This window comes from Salinicola endophyticus (assembly GCF_040536835.1).
Classification (GTDB): domain Bacteria; phylum Pseudomonadota; class Gammaproteobacteria; order Pseudomonadales; family Halomonadaceae; genus Salinicola; species Salinicola endophyticus_A.
In genome coordinates this window covers 351,844-374,015 of sequence record NZ_CP159578.1, presented here as the reverse complement: position 1 = coordinate 374,015, position 22,172 = coordinate 351,844, and the positions used below count along the sequence as shown (strand labels likewise).

At 61.2% G+C, this 22,172-nt stretch carries 32 protein-coding genes; all 32 read right to left on the bottom strand.

The window, feature by feature from the left end; translation table 11 throughout:
• Nucleotides 1-2 precede the first annotated feature (2 nt).
• Complete coding sequence (locus ABV408_RS01780; protein WP_035470400.1) at nucleotides 3-1,001, bottom strand: DNA-directed RNA polymerase subunit alpha; 999 nt, start codon at nucleotides 999-1,001, stop codon at nucleotides 3-5.
• Between the two features lie 79 nt (nucleotides 1,002-1,080).
• The gene (gene rpsD / locus ABV408_RS01775) at nucleotides 1,081-1,701 is read right to left on the bottom strand and encodes a 30S ribosomal protein S4 (RefSeq protein WP_035470399.1); all 621 of its coding nucleotides are present in this window, start codon (nucleotides 1,699-1,701) and stop codon (nucleotides 1,081-1,083) included.
• Between the two features lie 12 nt (nucleotides 1,702-1,713).
• Nucleotides 1,714-2,100 (bottom strand): 30S ribosomal protein S11, encoded by a 387-nt coding sequence (gene rpsK / locus ABV408_RS01770; RefSeq protein ID WP_009723883.1) that lies wholly within the window; start codon nucleotides 2,098-2,100, stop codon nucleotides 1,714-1,716.
• Between the two features lie 36 nt (nucleotides 2,101-2,136).
• Entirely contained in the window at nucleotides 2,137-2,493 is a 357-nt protein-coding gene (rpsM, locus tag ABV408_RS01765) for a 30S ribosomal protein S13 (protein WP_035470398.1), read from the bottom strand.
• 123 nt (nucleotides 2,494-2,616) lie between these two features.
• Complete coding sequence (gene rpmJ, locus ABV408_RS01760; protein WP_031384759.1) at nucleotides 2,617-2,730, bottom strand: 50S ribosomal protein L36; 114 nt, start codon at nucleotides 2,728-2,730, stop codon at nucleotides 2,617-2,619.
• A gap of 30 nt (nucleotides 2,731-2,760) precedes the next feature.
• Nucleotides 2,761-4,095, bottom strand: a complete 1,335-nt coding sequence (secY, locus tag ABV408_RS01755; protein ID WP_035470397.1) for a preprotein translocase subunit SecY — start codon at nucleotides 4,093-4,095, stop codon at nucleotides 2,761-2,763.
• The gene (gene rplO / locus ABV408_RS01750) at nucleotides 4,096-4,530 is read right to left on the bottom strand and encodes a 50S ribosomal protein L15 (protein WP_110678673.1); all 435 of its coding nucleotides are present in this window, start codon (nucleotides 4,528-4,530) and stop codon (nucleotides 4,096-4,098) included.
• Nucleotides 4,531-4,533: 3 nt separating this feature from the next.
• Nucleotides 4,534-4,716 (bottom strand): 50S ribosomal protein L30, encoded by a 183-nt coding sequence (rpmD, locus tag ABV408_RS01745; RefSeq protein WP_035470395.1) that lies wholly within the window; start codon nucleotides 4,714-4,716, stop codon nucleotides 4,534-4,536.
• Between the two features lie 6 nt (nucleotides 4,717-4,722).
• A complete protein-coding gene (gene rpsE, locus ABV408_RS01740) occupies nucleotides 4,723-5,223 on the bottom strand; it encodes a 30S ribosomal protein S5 (protein WP_035470394.1) in 501 nt (166 codons plus the stop codon).
• A gap of 11 nt (nucleotides 5,224-5,234) precedes the next feature.
• Complete coding sequence (gene rplR / locus ABV408_RS01735) at nucleotides 5,235-5,585, bottom strand: 50S ribosomal protein L18 (RefSeq protein WP_035470393.1); 351 nt, start codon at nucleotides 5,583-5,585, stop codon at nucleotides 5,235-5,237.
• 9 nt (nucleotides 5,586-5,594) lie between these two features.
• Nucleotides 5,595-6,125, bottom strand: a complete 531-nt coding sequence (gene rplF, locus ABV408_RS01730) for a 50S ribosomal protein L6 (protein WP_035470392.1) — start codon at nucleotides 6,123-6,125, stop codon at nucleotides 5,595-5,597.
• Nucleotides 6,126-6,134: 9 nt separating this feature from the next.
• Nucleotides 6,135-6,527 carry a 30S ribosomal protein S8 gene (gene rpsH, locus ABV408_RS01725; RefSeq protein ID WP_035470391.1) on the bottom strand — a complete coding sequence of 131 codons (393 nt, stop codon included), beginning with the start codon at nucleotides 6,525-6,527 and terminating at the stop codon, nucleotides 6,135-6,137.
• A gap of 32 nt (nucleotides 6,528-6,559) precedes the next feature.
• Nucleotides 6,560-6,865, bottom strand: a complete 306-nt coding sequence (rpsN, locus tag ABV408_RS01720; RefSeq protein WP_035470390.1) for a 30S ribosomal protein S14 — start codon at nucleotides 6,863-6,865, stop codon at nucleotides 6,560-6,562.
• Nucleotides 6,866-6,875: 10 nt separating this feature from the next.
• Nucleotides 6,876-7,415: a 50S ribosomal protein L5 gene (rplE, locus tag ABV408_RS01715; protein ID WP_035470389.1), complete on the bottom strand. Its 540-nt coding sequence runs from the start codon at nucleotides 7,413-7,415 to the stop codon at nucleotides 6,876-6,878.
• Between the two features lie 18 nt (nucleotides 7,416-7,433).
• A complete protein-coding gene (gene rplX, locus ABV408_RS01710) occupies nucleotides 7,434-7,751 on the bottom strand; it encodes a 50S ribosomal protein L24 (protein ID WP_035470388.1) in 318 nt (105 codons plus the stop codon).
• 14 nt (nucleotides 7,752-7,765) lie between these two features.
• Nucleotides 7,766-8,137, bottom strand: a complete 372-nt coding sequence (gene rplN, locus ABV408_RS01705; RefSeq protein WP_035470387.1) for a 50S ribosomal protein L14 — start codon at nucleotides 8,135-8,137, stop codon at nucleotides 7,766-7,768.
• A 53-nt stretch (nucleotides 8,138-8,190) separates the two neighbouring features.
• Nucleotides 8,191-8,451 (bottom strand): 30S ribosomal protein S17, encoded by a 261-nt coding sequence (rpsQ, locus tag ABV408_RS01700; protein ID WP_035470386.1) that lies wholly within the window; start codon nucleotides 8,449-8,451, stop codon nucleotides 8,191-8,193.
• Nucleotides 8,451-8,645: a 50S ribosomal protein L29 gene (gene rpmC, locus ABV408_RS01695; RefSeq protein ID WP_035470384.1), complete on the bottom strand. Its 195-nt coding sequence runs from the start codon at nucleotides 8,643-8,645 to the stop codon at nucleotides 8,451-8,453. The genes rpsQ and rpmC overlap by 1 nt, the downstream gene beginning before the upstream one ends.
• Entirely contained in the window at nucleotides 8,645-9,058 is a 414-nt protein-coding gene (rplP, locus tag ABV408_RS01690) for a 50S ribosomal protein L16 (RefSeq protein ID WP_035470382.1), read from the bottom strand. The genes rpmC and rplP overlap by 1 nt, the downstream gene beginning before the upstream one ends.
• A 14-nt stretch (nucleotides 9,059-9,072) precedes the next feature.
• A complete protein-coding gene (gene rpsC / locus ABV408_RS01685) occupies nucleotides 9,073-9,774 on the bottom strand; it encodes a 30S ribosomal protein S3 (RefSeq protein WP_035470380.1) in 702 nt (233 codons plus the stop codon).
• An 11-nt stretch (nucleotides 9,775-9,785) separates the two neighbouring features.
• Nucleotides 9,786-10,118, bottom strand: coding sequence for a 50S ribosomal protein L22 (gene rplV, locus ABV408_RS01680; RefSeq protein WP_035470378.1), 333 nt, complete (start codon nucleotides 10,116-10,118; stop codon nucleotides 9,786-9,788).
• A 17-nt stretch (nucleotides 10,119-10,135) separates the two neighbouring features.
• The gene (gene rpsS / locus ABV408_RS01675; protein WP_035470375.1) at nucleotides 10,136-10,411 is read right to left on the bottom strand and encodes a 30S ribosomal protein S19; all 276 of its coding nucleotides are present in this window, start codon (nucleotides 10,409-10,411) and stop codon (nucleotides 10,136-10,138) included.
• 22 nt (nucleotides 10,412-10,433) lie between these two features.
• On the bottom strand, nucleotides 10,434-11,261 hold the full coding sequence (gene rplB, locus ABV408_RS01670; protein WP_353980795.1) for a 50S ribosomal protein L2: 828 nt from the start codon (nucleotides 11,259-11,261) through the stop codon (nucleotides 10,434-10,436).
• Nucleotides 11,262-11,277: 16 nt separating this feature from the next.
• Complete coding sequence (rplW, locus tag ABV408_RS01665) at nucleotides 11,278-11,574, bottom strand: 50S ribosomal protein L23 (RefSeq protein WP_035470371.1); 297 nt, start codon at nucleotides 11,572-11,574, stop codon at nucleotides 11,278-11,280.
• Nucleotides 11,571-12,176 (bottom strand): 50S ribosomal protein L4, encoded by a 606-nt coding sequence (gene rplD / locus ABV408_RS01660; RefSeq protein ID WP_035470369.1) that lies wholly within the window; start codon nucleotides 12,174-12,176, stop codon nucleotides 11,571-11,573. The genes rplW and rplD overlap by 4 nt, the downstream gene beginning before the upstream one ends.
• Nucleotides 12,177-12,190: 14 nt before the next feature.
• Nucleotides 12,191-12,829 carry a 50S ribosomal protein L3 gene (gene rplC, locus ABV408_RS01655; protein ID WP_207037159.1) on the bottom strand — a complete coding sequence of 213 codons (639 nt, stop codon included), beginning with the start codon at nucleotides 12,827-12,829 and terminating at the stop codon, nucleotides 12,191-12,193.
• Between the two features lie 135 nt (nucleotides 12,830-12,964).
• Nucleotides 12,965-13,276 (bottom strand): 30S ribosomal protein S10, encoded by a 312-nt coding sequence (gene rpsJ / locus ABV408_RS01650; RefSeq protein ID WP_035470365.1) that lies wholly within the window; start codon nucleotides 13,274-13,276, stop codon nucleotides 12,965-12,967.
• 163 nt (nucleotides 13,277-13,439) lie between these two features.
• Nucleotides 13,440-14,633 (bottom strand): elongation factor Tu, encoded by a 1,194-nt coding sequence (gene tuf / locus ABV408_RS01645; RefSeq protein ID WP_035470363.1) that lies wholly within the window; start codon nucleotides 14,631-14,633, stop codon nucleotides 13,440-13,442.
• 29 nt (nucleotides 14,634-14,662) lie between these two features.
• Nucleotides 14,663-16,786 (bottom strand): elongation factor G, encoded by a 2,124-nt coding sequence (gene fusA / locus ABV408_RS01640; protein ID WP_207037158.1) that lies wholly within the window; start codon nucleotides 16,784-16,786, stop codon nucleotides 14,663-14,665.
• Between the two features lie 18 nt (nucleotides 16,787-16,804).
• A complete protein-coding gene (gene rpsG / locus ABV408_RS01635; protein ID WP_035470359.1) occupies nucleotides 16,805-17,275 on the bottom strand; it encodes a 30S ribosomal protein S7 in 471 nt (156 codons plus the stop codon).
• Nucleotides 17,276-17,394: 119 nt separating this feature from the next.
• Nucleotides 17,395-17,769 (bottom strand): 30S ribosomal protein S12, encoded by a 375-nt coding sequence (gene rpsL, locus ABV408_RS01630; protein ID WP_035470357.1) that lies wholly within the window; start codon nucleotides 17,767-17,769, stop codon nucleotides 17,395-17,397.
• A gap of 148 nt (nucleotides 17,770-17,917) precedes the next feature.
• Nucleotides 17,918-22,144 (bottom strand): DNA-directed RNA polymerase subunit beta', encoded by a 4,227-nt coding sequence (gene rpoC, locus ABV408_RS01625; protein ID WP_353980794.1) that lies wholly within the window; start codon nucleotides 22,142-22,144, stop codon nucleotides 17,918-17,920.
• Between the last annotated feature and the right edge of the window lie 28 nt (nucleotides 22,145-22,172).

The following is a 22,172-nucleotide window of genomic DNA, read 5'->3' as shown; positions in this document are numbered from 1 at the left end:
CCTCAGGCGGAGGCCTTGTCGTCCTTCAGACTCGCCGGCGGCCAGTTTTCCAGCCGCATGCCGAGGGAAAGACCGCGCGAAGCCAACACGTCCTTGATTTCGTTCAAGGACTTCTTGCCAAGGTTCGGCGTCTTGAGCAGCTCGACTTCCGTGCGCTGAATCAAATCGCCAATGTAGTAAATATTCTCGGCCTTCAAGCAGTTGGCGCTACGAACCGTGAGTTCGAGATCGTCCACGGGGCGCAGCAGGATCGGATCGATCTGATCCTCTTCCTCTTCGACTTCCTGCTCTCGGTCAGCTTCGAGATCGACGAAGGCGGCCAGCTGTTCCTGAAGGATGGTCGCACTACGACGAATCGCTTCTTCGGGGTCCAAGGTGCCGTCAGTTTCGAGATCGATGACCAGCTTATCGAGGTCGGTGCGCTGTTCGACACGCGCCGCTTCGACCGCGTAGGACACGCGACGAACCGGGCTGAAGGTCGCATCCAGCTGCAGACGACCGATGGCACGGGATTCGTCCTCGTCGGAGAGCCGCACGTCGGCGGGCTCGTAACCGCGGCCCCGCACGACTTTCAGCTGCATCTTGAGCTCGCTGCCGTCGTTGAGGTGCGCGATCACATGATCCGGATTGACGATCTCGACGTCGTGGTCGACGGCGATATCGCCTGCGGTCATGATGCCCGGGCCCTGCTTGTTCAGGGTGAGGAGCGCCTCGTCGCGGCCGTGCATCTTGATGGCCACGTCCTTGAGATTCAGAAGAATCTCGATGACGTCTTCCTGAACACCTTCGATGGCGCTGTATTCATGCAGCACGCCGTCGATTTCCGCTTCGACCACGGCACAGCCGGGCATCGAAGAGAGCAGGATGCGACGCAGCGCATTCCCCAGGGTATGGCCGAAACCACGCTCGAAGGGTTCCAGCACGATCTTGGCGTGATTCGCACTGACTTCTTCGACCTTGATGTCGCGGGGACGGAGAAACTCTGTCACTGAACGCTGCATATGAACACCTTCTCAGGCTGCCTAACGAATATCGGTACTCCAGCCGGTTCGGACCGCCGTGGCGGTCCGAACTCAGGCCTCACTTGGAGTACAGCTCGACGATCAGGTTTTCGTTGATGTCGGCAGACAGGTCGCCGCGTTCCGGGACAGCCTTGAAAGTGCCTTCCATCTTCTTCGCGTCGACGTCGATCCAGTTCACGTCGCCACGGTTGGCGGCGATGGACAGCGCCTGCTGGATACGGGCCTGGTTCTTGGCCTTCTCACGCACAGACACGACGTCGCCAGGACGCACCTGATAGGAAGCCACGTTGACGGTACGGCCGTTGACCGAGATCGCCTTGTGGCTCACCAGCTGACGCGATTCACTGCGCGTGGAGCCGAAGCCCATGCGGTAAACCACGTTGTCCAGCCGGGATTCCAGCAGCTGCAACAACACTTCACCGGTCGCCCCTTTCTGGCGCGCGGCTTCTTTGTAGTAGTTGCGGAACTGGTTTTCGAGGACGCCGTAGATACGACGCACTTTCTGCTTCTCACGAAGCTGCAAGCCGTAGTCGGAAAGACGCTGACGGCGCTGGCCGTGCACACCCGGGATCTGCTCGGATTTGCACTTCTTCTCGAAGGGGGTGACACCGCTCTTGAGGAAGAGGTCGGTACCCTCACGACGAGACAGTTTGCACTTGGGTCCTAGATAACGAGCCATGAGTCGTTCTCCTTAAACGCGGCGTTTCTTCGGCGGACGGCACCCGTTATGCGGGATGGGCGTCGCGTCAGTAATGCTCTGCACACGGAAGCCGGCGGCGTTGAGTGCACGCACGGCAGACTCACGGCCCGGGCCGGGGCCCTTGACCAGCACGTCGACGTTTTTCACACCATACTCGGCTGCAGCGGTCGCTGCACGTTCACTCGCTACTTGAGCTGCGAACGGGGTGCTCTTGCGAGAACCACGAAAACCCGAACCACCGGCAGTCGCCCAAGAAAGCGCGTTGCCCTGGCGGTCTGTGATCGTCACGATCGTATTGTTAAAAGAGGCGTGGATGTGCGCGACGGCGTCCACGACCTGCTTTTTAACCTTTTTACGGTTACTACGCGGGTTAGCCATGTTGATGTTTCCTGATAGTTAACGTCGAAACGTTAATTATTTACGAATCGGTTTACGCGGTCCCTTACGGGTACGCGCATTGGTCTTGGTACGCTGACCACGCAGCGGAAGACCACGACGATGGCGCAGACCACGATAGCAACCCAGATCCATGAGACGCTTGATGTTCAGCGTCACGTCACGGCGAAGGTCGCCTTCTACGGTGTACTTACCGACTTCGGTACGCAGGATGTCGAGCTCTTCGCCAGACAGTTCCTGAATCTTGGTCGTCGGTGCAATACCGGCCGCGGCACAGATCGCCTGTGCGCGAGTGCGGCCAATCCCGAAGATGTAGGTCAGCGAGATCGCCGCATGCTTGTTGTCCGGGATATTGACGCCTGCAATACGGGCCATCAGCTTACTCCGAATGTTGAGCGGCTTGCTCGTTTAGTCGTCCACAAAGGGCGCAATAGCATACCCCTTTGCCTCTCTCGAGGCAAGGGGCATGCCATGGCCCGCTTTCGTGCAGCTAGGGAATCAACCCTGGCGCTGCTTGTGACGCGGTTCCGTGCAGATGACACGGACCGCGCCGTTGCGCCGAATGATCTTGCAGTTACGGCACATTTTCTTTACAGAAGCTCGAACTTTCATCGTTCTCTCCAAATGCTCTCTCGCGGAGGCTCAGCGCATCACGCCGCCGCTACCGTAGCCCTTCAGGTTCGATTTCTTCATCACCGACTCGTACTGGTGCGACATCAGGTGCGATTGAACCTGGGCCATGAAGTCCATGATCACCACGACCACGATCAGCAACGACGTGCCGCCGAAGTAGAACGGCACCTGCCAGGCCACCACCAGGAACTGCGGCATCAGCGACACCAGGGTGATGTAGAGCGCCCCGAACAGGGTCAGCCGTGTCATCACCTTGTCGACGTAGCGCGCGGTCTGCTCACCCGGACGGATCCCCGGCAGGAAGGCGCCCGACTTCTTGAGGTTGTCGGCGACATCCTTGGGGTTGAACACCAACGCCGTATAGAAGAAGCAGAAGAACAGCACTGCCGCCGCAAACAGGATGATGTACAGAGGCGCACCCGGGGAGAGCTGCTGCGATGCCACCTGCAACCACTCGAAGCCGTCGCTCTGACCCAGCCACTGACCGATGGAGCCCGGGAACAGCAGGATACTGGACGCGAAGATCGGCGGAATCACACCCGCCATATTGACCTTCAGCGGCAGATAGCTGCTCTGACCGGCATACATCTTGTTGCCGACCTGACGCCGCGGATAGTTCACCGTGATGCGGCGCTGGCCGCGTTCGATGAACACCACGAACGCCACGGTCGCAATGGCCAGCAGCGACAGCGCGAGCAGCGGCAGTACGTTCCAGGCGCCATCGTTGCGCGCCAGCTCGAACGACTGACCGATCGCACTGGGCAGCCCAGCCACGATACCGGCGAAGATGATCAGCGAGATACCGTTGCCGATCCCCTTTTCGGTGATCTGCTCGCCCAGCCACATCAGGAACACGGCCCCAGCCACGAAGGTGACGACGGCGGTGAAGTAGAAACTGATGCCGCCGGTGTAGGCGACGCCCTGACTGACCAGACCAACTGACATGCCGCTCGCCTGGATCAACGCCAGTAGCACCGTGCCGTAGCGGGTGTACTGGTTGATCTTCCGGCGCCCGGCCTCGCCTTCCTTCTTCAGCGCTTCGAGCTGAGGCGATACCGCGGTCAGAAGCTGCATGATGATCGACGCGGAGATGTACGGCATGATCCCCAGCGCGAAGATACTCATGCGCTGCAGCGCACCACCCGAGAACATGTTGAACATGCCGAGGATGGTGCCCTGGTTCTCCCGAAACAGGGCAGCCAGCTGGTCAGGATCGATGCCGGGTACGGGAATGTGGGCACCGATGCGGTACACCACGATCGCGATGAAGACGAAACGCAGGCGCGCCCACAGCTCGCTGAGGCCACTACCCATGTTCGCCGGCACGTTTCCTGACTTAGCCATTTAGTCCTCTACCTTGCCACCGGCCGCTTCGATCGCAGCGCGTGCACCTTTGGTGACCTTGAGGCCACGCACGGTAATCGCCTTGGTCAGCTCGCCGGAGAGGATGACCTTGGCGTGCTCGGTTGCGTTCTTGAGCACGTTGGCCTTCTTCAGGCTGGCGAGATCGGCGACATCGCCTTCGACCTTGGCCAGTTCGCCGAGGCGAACTTCTTCGGACACCAGCGACTTGGCCGAGGTGAAGCCGAACTTCGGCAGACGGCGCTGCAGCGGCATCTGGCCGCCTTCGAAACCGGGCTTGACCGAGCCGCCGGAACGCGACTTCAGACCTTTGTGGCCACGGCCACCGGTCTTGCCCAGACCGGAGCCGATGCCGCGCCCGACGCGCTTCTCAGCGTGCTTGGAACCCGGAGCCGGGCTTAAGCTGTTGAGTTTCATGGATTACTCTCCCTCGATTCGAACAAGGTAACGAACCTTGTTGATCATGCCGCGAACGGCGGGGGTGTCTTCCAGCTCGACCGAGTGCCCGATGCGACGCAGGCCGAGGCCCGTCATGGTCGCTTTGTGCTTCTTCAGGACACCGATAGTGCTGCGGGTCTGAGTGATTTTGATCGTCTCTGCCATGGTCGCTTACCCCGCCAGTTCTTCGACAGACAGGCCACGCTTGGCGGCGATGTCTTCCGGAGACTGCATGGATGCGAGCCCCTTGATGGTGGCACGCACGACGTTCACCGGGTTGGTGGAGCCGTAGCACTTGGCCAGAACGTCATGGACACCGGCCAGCTCGAGGACGGAGCGCATGGCGCCGCCGGCGATGATGCCGGTACCTTCGGAAGCCGGCTGCATGAAGACCTTGGACGCACCGTGACGGGCGCGAACCGGGTACTGCAGCGTGCTGCCGCTGAGGCTGACCTTGACCATGTTGCGACGCGCCTGGTCCATGGCTTTCTGGATCGCGACCGGCACTTCACGCGCCTTGCCACGACCGAAACCGACCCGGCCGTTGCCATCGCCAACGACGGTCAGCGCGGTGAAGCCGAAGATACGACCACCTTTGACCACCTTGGCGACGCGGTTGACCTGCACCAACTTCTCTTGCAGATCACCGCCCTTCTGTTCGTTATTCGCCATCGTAAAACCCTTTAGAATTGCAGACCGCCTTCGCGTGCGGCATCCGCCAACGCCTTGACACGCCCGTGGTATTTGAAACCAGCGCGGTCGAAGGCAACCTGAGAGATGCCGGCATCCTTGGCGCGCTCAGCGATGAGAGCACCCACTTTGGCAGCCGCATCGGCGTTACCGGTCGTACCTTCGCGCAGGCTCTTGTCGAGCGTGGACGCGCTGGCCAGCACTTTGCCGCCGTCCGGCGAGATAATCTGCGCATAGATGTGACGCGGGGTGCGGTTGACGCACAGACGGTTCACACCCAGATCGCGGATCTTGGCGCGCGCGCGGCGGGCACGACGGAGACGAGATTCTTTCTTCGCGTTCATAACCCTGCCTTACTTCTTCTTGGCTTCTTTGCGGCGGACCTGTTCGTCGCTGTACCGAACACCTTTGCCCTTGTAGGGCTCCGGCGGACGGAAGGCGCGAATTTCCGCAGCCACCTGGCCGAGCTTCTGCTTGTCCGCGCTTTTCAGCACGATGACGGTGTTCTTCGGCGTTTCGGCCGTGACACCTTCAGGCAGCGTGTAGTCGATCGGGTGGGAGAAACCGAGTGTCAGATTCAGCGTCTTGCCACTTGCCTGGGCACGATAGCCGACGCCATTGATTTCCAGCGACCGAGTGAAACCCTCGGAGGCGCCGGTGACCATGTTCTGGACCAGGGCACGAGTCGTGCCGACCATGGCCCAGCTCTTGGCCTGCTCACTGGGAGCAAAGGTCAGTTGACCGTCTTCCTGAGCGATTTTCACGTCGGGATGGACAGTCAGTTCTAGCGTGCCCTGGCCGCCCTTGACGGACAGCTGGTCGCCGTCGAACTTGACCTCGACGCCGCTGGGCAGTTTAACCGGATACTTGGCTACGCGAGACATTTCTCACTCCTAGAATACGGTGCAGATGACTTCACCACCGACACCCGCCTGGCGTGCGGCGCGATCGGTCATGACACCCTGAGAGGTGGTGACGATCGCGATACCCAGACCATCTGCGACCTTGGGCATGGCACTCTTGCCCTTGTAGATCCGCAGCGACGGCTTGGATACACGCTGGAGGTGCTCGATGACCGGCTTGCCCTCGAAGTACTTGAGGGTCACGGTCAGCTCGGGCTTGGCGCCTTCGGAGACCGCGAAGTCGGTAATGTAGCCTTCCTGCTTGAGTACGCGGGCCACTTCCGTCTTGAGCTTGGAAGACGGCATGGTGACCGTCTCCTTGGTGGCCATCTGCGCATTGCGGATACGGGTACACATATCCGCCAGAGTATCTTGCATGCTCATTTACATTGCGCTCCTGAATTCCTCGACGTGGCTTACCAACTGGACTTCTTCAGCCCAGGGACATCGCCACGCATGGCCGCTTCGCGCAGCTTGTTACGGGCCAGACCGAACTTGTTGTAGTAACCGTGCGGACGACCGGTAATGCGGCAGCGGTTGCGGGCACGAACCTTGCTGGAGTCGCGCGGCAGCTGCTGCAGCTTCAGCTGAGCGTCGAAGCGCTCTTCGTCAGAAGCGTTGACGTCGTAGATCACGCTCTTGAGCGCGGCACGCTTGGCGGCGTATTTGTCGACCAGCTTCGCGCGCTTGAGCTCACGCTCAATCATGCTTTTCTTTGCCATGAATCCACCCTTATTGCTTGAACGGGAAGTTCAGCGCGCTGAGCAGCGCACGACCTTCTTCGTCGGTGTTGGCGCTGGTCGTGATGGTTACGTCCAGACCACGGATCCGGTCGATCTTATCATATTCGATCTCCGGGAAGATGATCTGCTCACGGACGCCCATCGAGTAGTTGCCGCGGCCGTCGAAGGACTTCGGGTTGAGACCACGGAAGTCACGCACGCGGGGGATCGCGATGTTGACCAGGCGATCCAGGAAGTCCCACATCCGCTCGCGGCGCAGGGTCACCTTGACGCCGATCGGCCAGCCTTCGCGGACCTTGAAGCCAGCGATGGACTTGCGCGCTTTGGTCACCATCGGCTTCTGACCGGAGAGCTTCTCCAGGTCGCCGATGGCGTTTTCGATCAGCTTTTTATCGCTGGTCGCTTCGCCGATGCCCATGTTCAGGGTCACTTTGGTGATCCGGGGCACCTGCATCACGTTGGCATAGCTGAACTGCTCCTGCAGTTTAGCCATGACCTCGCTTTGATAACGTTCTTTCAAGTTCGCCATTTTGCTACCCGACTCGCGTTAGGCGTCGATCTGCTTCTGCGTCGACTTGTAGATACGTACCTTGGTACCGTCTTCCTGCACTTGGAAGCCGACGCGATCCGCCTTGCCGGTCTCCGCGTTGAAGATGGCCACGTTGGACGCATGGATCGGAGCCTCACGCTCGACGATACCCCCCGGGTTGCCAGCCATCGGATTGGGCTTGGTGTGGCGCTTGATCATGTTGACGCCCGAGACGACATAACGGTCGTTCTCGAGGACGCGCTTGATCGTGCCACGCTTGCCCTTGTCCTTGCCGGCGATGACGATGACTTCGTCGTCACGTTTGATCTTGTGCATATCCGCCTCGCTCCTTACAGCACTTCGGGCGCCAAGGAAATGATCTTCATGAACTTCTCGTTACGAAGTTCACGAGTAACCGGCCCGAAGATACGGGTACCGATCGGCTGTTCGTTGGTGTTGTTCAACAGAACCGCCGCATTTCCATCGAAGCGAATCAGCGAGCCGTCGTTACGACGAACACCGCTGCGCGTACGCACCACGACGGCCTTGAGGACCTGGCCTTTCTTGACCTTGCCCCGCGGAATCGCTTCCTTGACCGTCACTTTGATGACATCACCCACGCGAGCGTAACGGCGGTGTGAACCGCCAAGCACCTTGATGCACTGCACCCGGCGCGCGCCGCTGTTGTCGGCGACATCCAGCATTGTCTGAGTCTGAATCATTGGTTTTCTCCAAACCTAATCTGACTGCACTGGTTCAGAAGGCGCTGTCGGGCTCAGCCCTTGGCCTGCTCGACCACCTCGACCAACGTCCAGGCTTTCTTCTTGGACAGCGGACGGCATTCCTGAATGGAAACCGTATCGCCAGTCCGTGCCTGATTCGCCTCGTCATGGGCGTGCAGCTTGGTGGAGCGCTTCATGTACTTGCCGTAGATCGGATGACGCTCGCGGCGCTCGATCAATACGACAATCGATTTTTCCATCTTGTCGCTCACGACCTTACCGGTGAGCGTACGGGCTTTATTCGCTTCAGCCATTATTGGTCACCTGCCTTCTGGTTGAGCACAGTCTTGACGCGAGCGATGTCGCGACGAACCTGCTTGAGCAGGTGCGTCTGGCTCAGCTGGCCGGTGGCCTTCTGCATGCGCAGGTTGAACTGCTCCTTGAGCAGTTCGAAGAGCTGCTCCTGCAGCGCATCGACTGATTTTTCACGCATTTCGTTGGCTTTCATCACATCACCGTCCGTTTCACAAAGGTGGTGGAGATGGGCATCTTCTGGGCCGCCAGGGAGAACGCTTCACGCGCCAGCTCCTCGGAGACGCCTTCGATTTCGTAGAGCACCTTGCCCGGCTGAATCTGGGCCACCCAGTACTCGACGGAACCCTTACCTTTACCCATACGAACCTCGAGAGGCTTGTTGGTAATCGGCTTGTCCGGGAATACGCGGATCCAGATCTTGCCACCACGCTTGACGTGACGGGTGATAGCACGACGACCAGCTTCGATCTGACGTGCGGTGATACGACCGCGATCGGTGGCCTTGAGACCGAAGTCTCCGAAGCTCACCTTGCTGCCGCGATGCGCCAGGCCACGGTTACGACCTTTCTGCACCTTGCGGAACTTTGTACGCTTGGGTTGCAACATCGATCAGTCTCCCCTTACCTGGAACCTTTCTTCTTCGGTGCAGGTGCCTGAGCCTGTTGCTTCTGCTTGGCACGCACCTCTTCGATGCCCCCGAGGATCTCGCCCTTGAAGACCCACACCTTGACGCCGATGACGCCGTAGGTGGTGTGCGCTTCATAGGTGGCGTAATCGATGTCGGCACGCAGGGTGTGAAGCGGCACGCGACCTTCGCGGTACCATTCGGTACGCGCGATCTCGGCACCACCGAGACGACCGGAGAGCTGCACCTTGATACCGCCGGCACCCAGACGCATGGCGTTCTGGACGGAGCGTTTCATGGCGCGGCGGAACATCACGCGACGTTCGAGCTGACCGGCGATGTTCTGCGCGACCAGGGCGGCGTCGAGTTCCGGCTTGCGGACTTCTTCGATGTTGACGTGCACCGGCACACCCATCATGCGGGTGACATCCTGGCGCAGACGATCGACGTCCTCACCCTTCTTACCGATCACGATGCCCGGACGGGCAGTGTGAATGGTGATACGGGCGTTGTTGGCCGGACGTTCGATGGTAATGCGGCTCACGGAGGCGTTCTTCAGACGCTCTTCGAGGAAGCGACGCACTTCCAGATCGTTGTTCAGCTTGTCGGCATAGGCACCGCGCTCTGCGTACCAGACCGACGAGTGATCTTTCACGATGCCGAGACGAATCCCGACTGGATTGACTTTCTGACCCATCTGGTCGACTCCTACTTCTCGGCTACCTTGACGGTGATGTGGCAGGTGCGCTTCAGAATGCGATCCGCCCGGCCTTTTGCGCGCGGCTGAATGCGCTTGAGCGTCATGCCCTCATCGACACAGATGGTCGAGACACGCAGCTCGTCGATGTCCATGCCGTTGTTTTCTTCCGCATTGGCAATCGCGGACTGCAGCACCTTCTTGACCAGCTTGGCAGCCTTCTTGGGGGAGAAGGTCAGCACGTCGAGCGCTTCGGCGACCGGCTTACCGCGCACCTGGTCAGCCACCAAACGGGCCTTCTGGGCGGACAAGCTAGCGCCACGCAACTTAGCAGCGACTTCCATCTCTTAATCCTCTTGGCTCAGCGTTTGGCTTTCTTGTCCGCCGCATGACCGCGATAGGTGCGGGTAGCAGCGAACTCGCCCAACTTGTGGCCGACCATTTCCTCGGAGACATGCACCGGGACGTGCTGGCGACCGTTATGTACCGCGATGGTGAGCCCGACCATGTTCGGCAGGATCATCGAACGACGCGACCAGGTCTTGATCGGTTTGCGATCGTTCTTTTCCGCGGCGACTTCGACCTTCTTCAACAGATGAAGGTCGATAAAGGGACCTTTCTTCAGTGAACGTGGCACAGCCGTTACCTCTTAATGTCTGTTACTTGGACTTGCGGCGACGAACGATGAGCTTGTCGGTACGCTTGTTCTTGCGGGTCTTGTGGCCCTTGGTGGGGATACCCCACGGGCTGACCGGATGACGACCACCGCTGGTGCGGCCTTCACCACCACCGTGCGGGTGATCCACCGGGTTCATCGCGACACCGCGAACGGTCGGGCGCACCCCTCTCCACCGTTTCGCACCGGCCTTGCCCAGTTGACGCAGGCTGTGCTCAGAGTTGCCGACTTCACCCAGCGTGGCGCGGCACTCGGACAGTACACGACGCATCTCGCCGGAGCGCAGACGCAGGGTCGCGTAGTTGCCTTCACGGGCGACCAGCTGAGCGCTGGCGCCGGCGCTGCGTGCAATCTGCGCACCCTTGCCCGGCTTCAGCTCGATGCAGTGCACCGTGGAACCGACCGGGATGTTGCGCAGCGGCAGCGCGTTGCCACGCTTGATGGAAGCGTTGACGCCGGACTCCACCACATCCCCGGCCACCAGGCCCTTGGGTGCGATGATGTAACGACGCTCGCCGTCCATGTACTTCAGCAGCGCGATGTTGGCGCTACGGTTCGGGTCGTACTCGATGCGCTCGACGACGGCGTTGATGCCATCCTTGGTGCGCTTGAAGTCGACCAGACGATAATGCTGACGATGGCCACCACCGACGTGACGCGTGGTGATGCGGCCATTGTTGTTACGACCACCGGACTTCGACTGCTTCTCGGTCAGCGCCGCGAACGGACGGCCCTTGTAGAGCTCGTCATTGACGACTTTGACGACGTGACGACGACCGGCGGACGTGGGTTTTGTCTTGACTACTGCCATGATCCGTACTCCTGCCTTACTCGGCGCCAGAGAAGTCTTCGAGCGTTTCGCCCGCAGCCAGAGTCACGTACGCCTTGCGGTAACCCTTGCGCAGACCCGTGCCGAAGCGCGTGCGTTTGGTCTTGCCCTTGACGTTGAGCACGGAAACACCGGCGACTTTCTTGCCGAACAGCGCTTCGACGGCCTTCTTGATCTCAGGCTTGGTCGCGTCCTGGGCCACTTTGAACACGTACTGATTGTTCTCGGCGGCGCGCGCGGCCTTCTCGGTCATGTGAGGTCCGAGCAGAACCTTGTATACGCGTTCCTGGTTCATCCCAGCTTCTCCTCGAATTTACGCAGAGCGGAGACGGTCATCAGCACCTTGTCGAAGGCGATCAGGCTGACCGGATCGGCGGCCGCAGCATCGACGACATCGACGTTGGGGATGTTGCGCGCGGCCAGGTAGAGCTTCTCGTCGAGCTCTTCGGTGACGATCAGCGCTTTCTCCAGATCCAGCTCCTTGAGCTTGCTGGCCAGCTGCTTGGTCTTCGGCGCGTCGACGGCGAACTCGTTGACCAGCACCAGACGCTCCTGACGCACCAGCTCGGACAGGATCGAACGCATCGCCGCACGGTACATCTTGCGGTTGACCTTCTGCGTGTAGTCCTGCGGACGGGCAGCGAAGGTCACACCGCCGCTACGCCACAGCGGCGAGCGGATGGTGCCGGCGCGAGCGCGGCCGGTGCCCTTCTGGCGCCACGGCTTCTTGCCGCCGCCACGCACGTCGGAGCGGTTCTTCTGGGCACGGGTGCCCTGACGGCCCGCCGCCAGATAGGCGGTGACGACCTGGTGCACCAACGCTTCGTTGAATTCTTTGCCAAAGGTCTCTGCGGACACTTCGACGGTGCCAGCGGCACCTGCGAGATTCAGATTCATCGGTCTCAGTCCCCTCAGCGAGCTTTCACGGCGCTGCGCACGACGACATCGCAGCCCGGAGCACCAGGCACGGCGCCTTTGATCAACAGCAGATTGCGCTCGGCATCGACACGCACCACTTCCAGGCTCTGGACGGTGACGCGCTCGTTGCCCATCTGGCCGGCCATCTTCTTACCTTTGAAGACGCGACCCGGGGTCTGGCACTGACCGATGGAACCCGGCGCACGGTGAGACAGCGAGTTACCGTGGCTGTTGTCCTGGGTACGGAAATTCCAGCGCTTGACAGCGCCCTGGAAGCCCTTGCCCTTGGAGGTACCGGTCACATCGACTTTCTGACCAGCTTCGAAGAGGGATACGGTGAAGGAACCGCCCACTTCCGGTGCTTCGTCGCTCTCGGCGAGACGAAACTCCATCAGGGAACGGCCAGCCTCGACCCCGGCCTTGGCGTATTGACCAGCAATCGCCTTGGTGAGGTGCTTGGCTTTGCGGGAGCCGGTTGTGACCTGCACCGCACGATAGCCGTCGGACTCGATGGTCTTGACAGCAGCGATACGGTTGGGCTCAACCTCGATCACGGTTACGGGCACGGATGCGCCATCTTCGGTGAAAACACGGGTCATGCCCGCCTTTTTACCGACCAAACCGATAGTCATGTTCAGTCTCCTATAGTGTACGGGGCTATCACCCGCTATGGCTGCCCTTTCCAGAGCATTCCACTAGCACATTGTGTGGCGTCTCACGACGCGGCGGTCGCTGCGAACTCAGCTCCCGCTAGTGTCTAGTGTTGGTTAGTCGAGTTTGATCTGCACGTCCACGCCGGCGGCGAGGTCGAGCTTCATCAGCGCGTCAACGGTCTTCTCCGTCGGCTCGACAATGTCGAGAACGCGCTTGTGCGTGCGAATCTCATACTGGTCGCGCGCGTCCTTGTTGACGTGCGGTGAGATCAGGATGGTGTAACGCTCGCGATTGGTCGGCAGCGGGATCGGACCACGCACCTGAGCGCCAGTGCGCTTGGCAGTGTCCACGATCTCCTGGGCCGACTGATCGATCAGGCGATGGTCAAACGCTTTCAGCCGGATGCGAATCTTTTGGTTCTGCATTGACGTTCTGCTCCAATGGATACTGACGGCGCGAGCCGTCGACCCACGCGTTCAAAGGACGCGCATTATAGGGGAGGCCCATTTGAGTGTCAAACACACCCCCTCCCGACAGCGACAGAAAAAGGGGCGCCGGAGCGCCCCTTCTCTATCCGATCAGCGAGACTTACTCGATGATCTTGGCGACCACGCCGGCGCCGACGGTACGACCGCCTTCGCGGATGGCGAAGCGCAGGCCGTCTTCCATGGCGATCGGAGCGATCAGGGTCACGACCATCTGGACGTTGTCGCCCGGCATGACCATCTCGACGCCTTCCGGCAGTTCACAGGTACCGGTCACGTCAGTGGTACGGAAGTAGAACTGCGGACGGTAGCCCTTGAAGAACGGGGTGTGACGACCACCTTCTTCCTTGGACAGCACGTAGACTTCGGCTTCGAACTTGGTGTGCGGGGTGATGGTGCCCGGCTTGGCCAGGACCTGACCACGCTCGACGTCGTCACGCTTGGTACCACGCAGCAGCGCACCGATGTTCTCGCCAGCACGACCTTCGTCGAGCAGCTTGCGGAACATTTCGACACCGGTAACGGTGGTCTTGGTGGTGTCGTGGATACCGACGATCTCGACTTCTTCGCCGGACTTGACCAGACCACGCTCGACACGACCGGTCACGACGGTACCGCGGCCGGAGATCGAGAACACGTCTTCGATCGGCATCAGGAACGGCTGGTCGATGGCACGCTCCGGCTCCGGGATGTAGTCGTCGAGCGACTTGATCAGGTTGGCAACGGCGGTGGTACCCATGCCGTTGTCATCCTTGCCTTCCAGCGCCATCAGCGCGGAGCCGATGATGATCGGGGTGTCGTCGCCCGGGAAGTCGTACTCGTTGAGGAGTTCACGCACTTCCATCTCGACCAGCTCGAGCAGCTCTTCGTCGTCGACCATGTCGGCCTTGTTCAGGAACACGACGATGTACGGAACGCCGACCTGACGCGACAGCAGGATGTGCTCGCGGGTCTGCGGCATCGGGCCGTCAGCAGCGGAACAGACCAGGATAGCGCCGTCCATCTGGGCAGCACCGGTGATCATGTTCTTGACGTAGTCAGCGTGTCCCGGGCAGTCGACGTGCGCGTAGTGACGCACTTCGGACTGGTACTCGACGTGAGCGGTCGCGATGGTGATACCGCGCTCGCGCTCTTCCGGAGCGTTGTCGATGGTGTCGAACTGACGCCATTCGCCGCCGAAGACTTCAGCGGAAACACGGGTCAGAGCCGCCGTCAGAGTCGTCTTGCCGTGGTCGACGTGACCGATGGTGCCGACGTTGACGTGCGGTTTGGAGCGTTCAAATTTTTCCTTAGCCACTGCTATAACCTCTTTACGTTAGCTAACGGTTAACCGTTCTGATTGATGACGGCATCAACGACGCTGGAGGGCGCCTCTTCGTAATTCGCAAACTCCATGGTGTAGCTTGCGCGTCCCTGGGTCTGAGAACGCAGATCGGTCGCGTAACCGAACATCTCAGCCAACGGAACCGTGGCGCGAATGACTTTGCCGGAGGAGGAGTCATCCATGCCCTGGACAAGGCCACGGCGGCGGTTAAGGTCGCCCATGACGTCACCCATGAAGTCCTCCGGGGTCACGACCTCGACCTTCATCACCGGCTCGAGCAGCACGGCCTTAGCCTTGCGAGCACCTTCCTTGATCGCCATGGATGAGGCGACCTTGAACGCGGTCTCGTTAGAGTCCACGTCGTGGTAGGAGCCGTCGAACAGCGTCACCTTGACGTCGATCATCGGGTAGCCCGCGATGACACCATTCTTGAGCTGCTCGTAGGCCCCTTTCTCGACGGCCGGCACGTACTCTTTGGGTACGACACCGCCGACGATCTCGGACGCGAACTTGAAGTGGACTTCTTCTTCGTCCTCGCCCTTGTCAGCGTCGGTCAGCGGCTCGATACGCAGCCAAACGTGACCGTACTGACCGCGACCACCCGACTGCCGCACGAACTTGCCTTCCTGCTCGACCGACTGACGAATGGTCTCGCGGTAGGCCACCTGCGGCTTGCCGATGTTGGCCTCGACCTTGAACTCGCGACGCATGCGGTCAACGATGATGTCGAGGTGCAGCTCGCCCATCCCGGAGATGATGGTCTGGCCGGTCTCTTCGTCAGTCTGCACGCGGAAGGAGGGATCCTCCTGCGCCAGCTTGCCGAGGGCGACGCCCATCTTCTCCTGGTCGGCCTTGGACTTCGGCTCCACGGCGACCGAGATGACCGGCTCCGGGAACTCCATGCGCTCGAGGATGATCTTGGCATCCAGGTCGCACAGGGTGTCACCGGTGGTCACGTCCTTGAGGCCGATACAGGCGGCGATGTCGCCGGCGTAGACCTCTTTGATCTCTTCGCGCGAGTTGGCGTGCATCTGAACGATACGGCCGACACGCTCTTTCTTCGACTTGACCGAGTTGAAGACGCTGTCACCCGACTTCAGAACGCCCGAGTAGACGCGCATGAAGGTCAGGGTACCGACGAACGGGTCGGTGGCGATCTTGAACGCCAGCGCCGCGAACGGGGCGTTGTCGTCAGCCTCACGCGTGGCGACGGTGCCGTCCTTGTCGTCGAGCTCACCTTCGATCGCCTTGACCTCGGTCGGCGACGGCAGGTATTCGATGACGCCGTCGAGCACGGCCTGAACGCCCTTGTTCTTGAACGCAGAGCCACAGGTCACGAGCACGATCTCGTTGGCGAGCGTGCGCGCACGCAGACCGGCCTTGATCTCGTCGATGGACAGGTCGCCCTCTTCGAGGTACTTGTCCATCAGCTCTTCGTTGGCTTCTGCGGCGGCTTCGACCATCTGCTCACGATAGGTCTCGGCGGTCTCCTGCAGATCAGCCGGGATGTCGACCAACTCGTAGTTCATACCGAAGTTGTCTTCGTCCCACAGGATCGCCTTCATCTGCAGCAGATCGATGACGCCCTTGAACTCTTCCTCGGCACCCCAGTTGATCTGGATCGGTACGACGTTGGCGCCCAGACGATTCTTGAGCTGATCGACGACCATGAAGAAGTCGGCGCCGGCGCGGTCCATCTTGTTGACGAACACCATGCGCGGGACTTCGTACTTGTTGGCCTGACGCCAGACGGTCTCGGTCTGCGGCTGCACGCCGGAAGAGCCACACAGCACGACGACCGCGCCATCGAGAACACGCAGGGAACGCTCGACTTCGATGGTGAAGTCAACGTGTCCCGGGGTGTCGATGATGTTGATGCGGTGCTCGTCGAACTGCTTGTTCATCCCCTGCCAGAAGCAGGTGGTAGCAGCAGAGGTGATCGTGATGCCACGCTCCTGCTCCTGCTCCATCCAGTCCATGACGGCGGCGCCCTCATGAACCTCACCCACCTTGTGGGACAGACCGGTGTAGAACAGGACACGCTCGGTAGTGGTGGTCTTGCCGGCGTCGACGTGGGCAACGATACCGATATTGCGATAACGCTTGAGTGGTGTCTTGCGTGCCACGATGGAAGTCCCCGTTGGTTAGAAGCGGTAGTGAGAGAAGGCCTTGTTGGCATCTGCCATGCGATGCACGTCTTCACGCTTCTTCACGGCAGCGCCCTTGCCTTCGGCGGCGTCGAGCATTTCGCCGGCAAGACGTTGAACCATGGTCTTCTCACCGCGGTTGCGTGCGGCGTCCACCAGCCAGCGCATGGCCAGCGCCTGACGACGGGACGGACGCACTTCGACGGGCACCTGATAGGTGGCACCGCCGACACGGCGGGATTTGACCTCGACCATCGGCTGGATCGCTTCCAGCGCCTTGTCGAAGATGTCCAGCGGCGCTTCTTTACCACGCTCGGCAACCCTGTCCAGCGCACCGTAAACGATACGCTCAGCTACGGACTTCTTGCCGCTGATCATCAGATGGTTCATGAACTTGGCCAGGCGCTCACTTCCGAACTTGGGATCGGGAAGGATCTCGCGCTTAGCGGCAACTCTTCTTCTAGGCATGATAAGCCCTCAATTGAAGGGTCGTTCAGGTAAACCCGGCACGCCGAGACGCCGTAACAGCGACTCCGGCCGACCTTACTCTTATCTGACCGATAAAAATGTTGGGAGACGTCCGGGCATCAAGCCTTGGGACGCTTGGTGCCGTACTTGGAACGGCCCTGCTTACGGTTCTGGACACCGGAGGTGTCAAGGGCACCGCGCACGGTGTGATAACGCACACCCGGCAAGTCCTTGACGCGGCCGCCACGGATCAGGACCACGGAGTGCTCCTGCAGGTTGTGACCTTCACCGCCGATATAGGAACTGACTTCGAAACCGTTGGTCAGGCGCACGCGGCACACCTTACGCAGAGCCGAGTTCGGCTTCTTGGGCGTGGTGGTGTAGACGCGGGTGCAGACCCCACGGCGTTGCGGGCAGGCCTGCAGCGCCGGCACGTCGCTAGTCTCGACGGGGCGCTTGCGCGGCTTGCGCACGAGCTGGTTGATCGTTGCCATAGTGTTTTAGCTGACTCCAATGGGTTGCCTTGCCTTACGCGCACGACGGTTGTACCGCCCCACACATAAAGGCTGCGCATTCTAATCAGTTGTCGCGAGAGCCGTCAAGGCCGCCCGCCCCGTACGGGGCGGGCGGCAGGCTGACGACTTAGAGGTCGTCGTCGTCGGCATCGAGCGCGGTGAGCTGGGCACCCAGCTCCTGCTCGACGTCGAACGCCGACGGTTGCAGCGTGCGCTCGGACTCTTCGCGCTTGCGACGCCGCTCTTCGTGGTGGGCGAGACCGGTCCCGGCCGGGATCAGACGACCGACCACCACGTTTTCCTTCAGGCCGCGCAGGTAGTCGCGCTTGCCGGTGACCGCGGCTTCGGTGAGCACGCGGGTGGTCTCCTGGAACGAGGCCGCAGAGATGAACGACTCGGTGGCCAGCGAGGCCTTGGTGATACCCAGCAGCAGACGCTCGTACTTGGCCGGGAACTTCTCCTCCTGCTCGAGGCGCGCGTTCTCTTCCAGCACCCGCACCAGTTCGACCTGGTCACCCGGGATGAAGGAGGAGTCACCGGCGTCGCTGATCTCGACCTTGCGCAGCATCTGACGCACGATCACTTCGATGTGCTTGTCGTTGATGCTCACGCCCTGCAGGCGGTAGACGTCCTGGATCTCGACCGTGATGTACTTGGCCAGCTCCGCCACGCCGAGCAGACGCAGGATGTCGTGCGGGTTGCTCGGACCGTCGGAGATCACCTCACCCTTCTCGACCGTCTCCCCTTCGAAGACGCCGATCTGACGCCATTTCGGGATCAGCATCTCGAGCGGATCGCCCTCTTTCGGGGTGATCGTCAGACGCCGCTTGCCCTTGGTCTCCTTGCCGAACGAGATCGTACCGGTGATCTCGGCCAGGATCGAAGGCTCTTTCGGCTTACGCGCCTCGAACAGGTCGGCGACGCGCGGCAGACCCCCGGTGATGTCCTTGTTACCGGACGCCTCCAGCGGGATACGCGCGATGACTTCACCCACACCGATCTCGGCACCGTTCTCCACCGAGACGATGGCACGGCCCGGCAGCAGGTACTGCACCGGCGTGTTGGAGCCCGGCAGCGTGACGTGCTTGCCGGCGTCGTCGGCGAGCATGATCATCGGGCGCTTGTCGCGACCGGAGGCCGGACGGTTGGCGCTCTCGATCACCTCGATCGAGGACAGACCGGTCATCTCGTCGACGTTGCGCGTGATGGTCAGGCCTTCGGTCATGTCGGTGAACTGGGCCTTACCCTTGACCTCGGCCACGACCGGGTGGGTGTGCGGATCCCACTTGGCCACGACCCGGCCACCTTCGACGTGGTCGCCATCCTTGACCGACAGCTCGGCGCCGTAGGGCAGCTTGTAGTACTCGCGCTCGCGACCGTGGTCGTCGGCGACGGCCAGGGCGCTGGAGCGGGAGACCACCACCAGCTTGCCGTCTTCGCGCTCGACCGACTTGATGTTGTGCAGACGCACGATACCGCCGTGCTTGACCTGCACGCTGTCGACCGCGGAGGCCCGCGATGCCGCCCCACCGATGTGGAACGTACGCATGGTCAGCTGGGTACCCGGCTCACCGATCGACTGGGCGGCGATGACACCCACCGCTTCGCCGATGTTGACCTGATGCCCACGGGCCAGGTCACGGCCATAGCAGGAGGAGCAGACGCCGTGCGCGGTCTCACAGGCGATGGCACTGCGCACCACGATCTCGTCGACACCCATGGTGTCGAGACGCTCGCACCAGGCTTCGTCGAGCAGGGTGCCGCGCGGGATCAGCACGTCGTCGGTCTGCGGGTCGATCACGTCCTGGGCGACCACACGGCCGAGCACACGCTGGGCCAGCGAGACGATGACGTCGCCGCCTTCGATCACCGGGTGCAGGGTCAGGCCATGCTCGGTGCCGCAATCGTGCTCGGTGATGACCAGATCCTGGGCCACGTCGACCAGACGCCGGGTCAGATAACCGGAGTTGGCGGTCTTGAGTGCCGTATCCGCCAGACCCTTACGCGCGCCGTGGGTCGAGATGAAGTACTGGAGTACGTTCAGACCTTCACGGAAGTTGGCGGTGATCGGGGTCTCGATGATCGAGCCGTCCGGCTTGGCCATCAGGCCACGCATCCCCGCCAGCTGACGGATCTGGGCGGCACTACCACGGGCACCGGAGTCGGCCATGATGAAGACGCTGTTGAACGAGTCCTGCTCGACCTGGTTGCCATCGCGGTCGGTGACGGTCTCCTTCGAGATACCCGCCATCATCGCCTTGGCCACCTTGTCGTTGGCCTTGGACCAGATATCGATGACCTTGTTGTACTTCTCGCCCGCGGTCACCAGACCGGAGGAGAACTGGTCTTCGATCTCCTTGACCTCGTCCTCGGCCGCATCGACGATCGCCTTCTTGTCATCGGGGATGACGAAGTCGTTGACGCCGATCGAGGCGCCGGACCAGGTCGCCAGACGGAAGCCGGTGTACATCAGCTGGTCGGCGAAGATGACCGCGTCCTTGAGACCGGCACGCCGATAGACTTCGTTGATCAGGCCGGAGATCGCTTTCTTCTTCATCGGCTTGTCGACCAGCTCGAACGGCATCCCCTTGGGCAGGATGCGGAACAGCAGCGCCCGGCCGACGGTGGTCTCCTTGATCGAGACGGTCTCGGTCAGCTCGGTGATCTCGCCATCCTTCTCGTCGGACAGCCACTCGGTCAGGCGTACCTTGACCCGGGCGTGCAGCGACACGTTCTGGGTCGCGAAGGCGCGATCCAGCTCGTTGAGGTTGGCGAACGCCTTGCCCTCGCCCTTGGCGCCGATACGTTCGCGGGTCATGTAGTAGAGACCCAGCACCACGTCCTGCGACGGCACGATGATCGGCTCGCCGTTGGCCGGCGACAGCACGTTGTTGGTCGACATCATCAGCGCGCGCGCTTCGAGCTGGGACTCCAGCGTCAGCGGCACGTGGACGGCCATCTGGTCACCGTCGAAGTCGGCGTTGTAGGCGGCACACACCAGCGGGTGCAGCTGGATCGCCTTGCCTTCGATCAGCAGCGGCTCGAACGCCTGGATACCCAGACGGTGCAGCGTCGGCGCACGGTTGAGCAGGACCGGGTGTTCGCGGATGACGTCGGCGAGGATGTCCCACACTTCCGGCAGCTCGCGCTCGACCATCTTCTTGGCGGCCTTGATCGTGGACGCCTGCCCGCTGCCCTGCAGCTTGGAGTAGATGAACGGCTTGAACAGCTCCAGCGCCATCTTCTTGGGCAGACCGCACTGGTGCAGACGCAGGGTCGGGCCCACGGTGATGACCGAACGGCCGGAGTAGTCGACGCGCTTGCCCAGCAGGTTCTGACGGAAACGCCCCTGCTTACCCTTGATCATGTCGGCCAGGGATTTCAGCGGGCGCTTGTTGGAACCGGTGATGGCACGACCGCGGCGGCCGTTGTCGAGCAGCGCATCGACCGACTCCTGCAGCATGCGCTTCTCGTTGCGCACGATGATGTCGGGCGCATTGAGGTCGAGCAGCCGCTTGAGGCGGTTGTTGCGGTTGATCACACGACGGTAGAGGTCGTTGAGATCGGAGGTGGCGAAGCGGCCACCGTCCAGCGGCACCAGCGGACGCAGGTCCGGCGGCAGCACCGGCAGCACTTCCATGACCATCCACGCCGGCGCGTTGCCGGACTTGTAGAAGGCCTCCAGCAGCTTGAGGCGCTTGGAGAGCTTCTTGATCTTGGTGTCGGAGTTGGTCTGCGGAATCTCCTCACGCAGACGCTCGATCTCCTCTTCCAGATCGATGTCCTTGAGCAGCGCCTGGATCGCCTCGGCGCCCATGCGCGCATCGAAGTCGTCGCCGAACTCTTCCAGCGCTTCGAAGTACTGCTCGTCGTTGAGCAGCTGGCCGCGCTCGAGGGTGGTCATGCCCGGGTCGATCACCACGAACGACTCGAAATAGAGCACGCGCTCGATGTCACGCAGGGTCATGTCGAGGAACATGCCGATGCGCGACGGCAGCGACTTCAGAAACCAGATGTGGGCGACCGGCGAGGCCAGCTCGATGTGGCCCATGCGCTCGCGGCGTACCGCTGCCTTGGTCACTTCGACGCCGCACTTCTCACAGATGATGCCGCGATGCTTCATGCGCTTGTACTTGCCGCACAAGCACTCGTAATCCTTGACCGGCCCGAAGATCTTGGCGCAGAACAGACCGTCACGCTCAGGCTTGAACGTACGGTAGTTGATGGTCTCCGGCTTCTTGACCTCGCCGTAAGACCAGGAGCGAATCATCTCCGGCGACGCGAGCGTGATCTTGATCGCGTCGAACTCGTCAGATTGCGCCTGTGACTTTAGGACTTTCACCAAATCTTTCATGGGATCGCTCCGTTGCGGAGTTGTCATG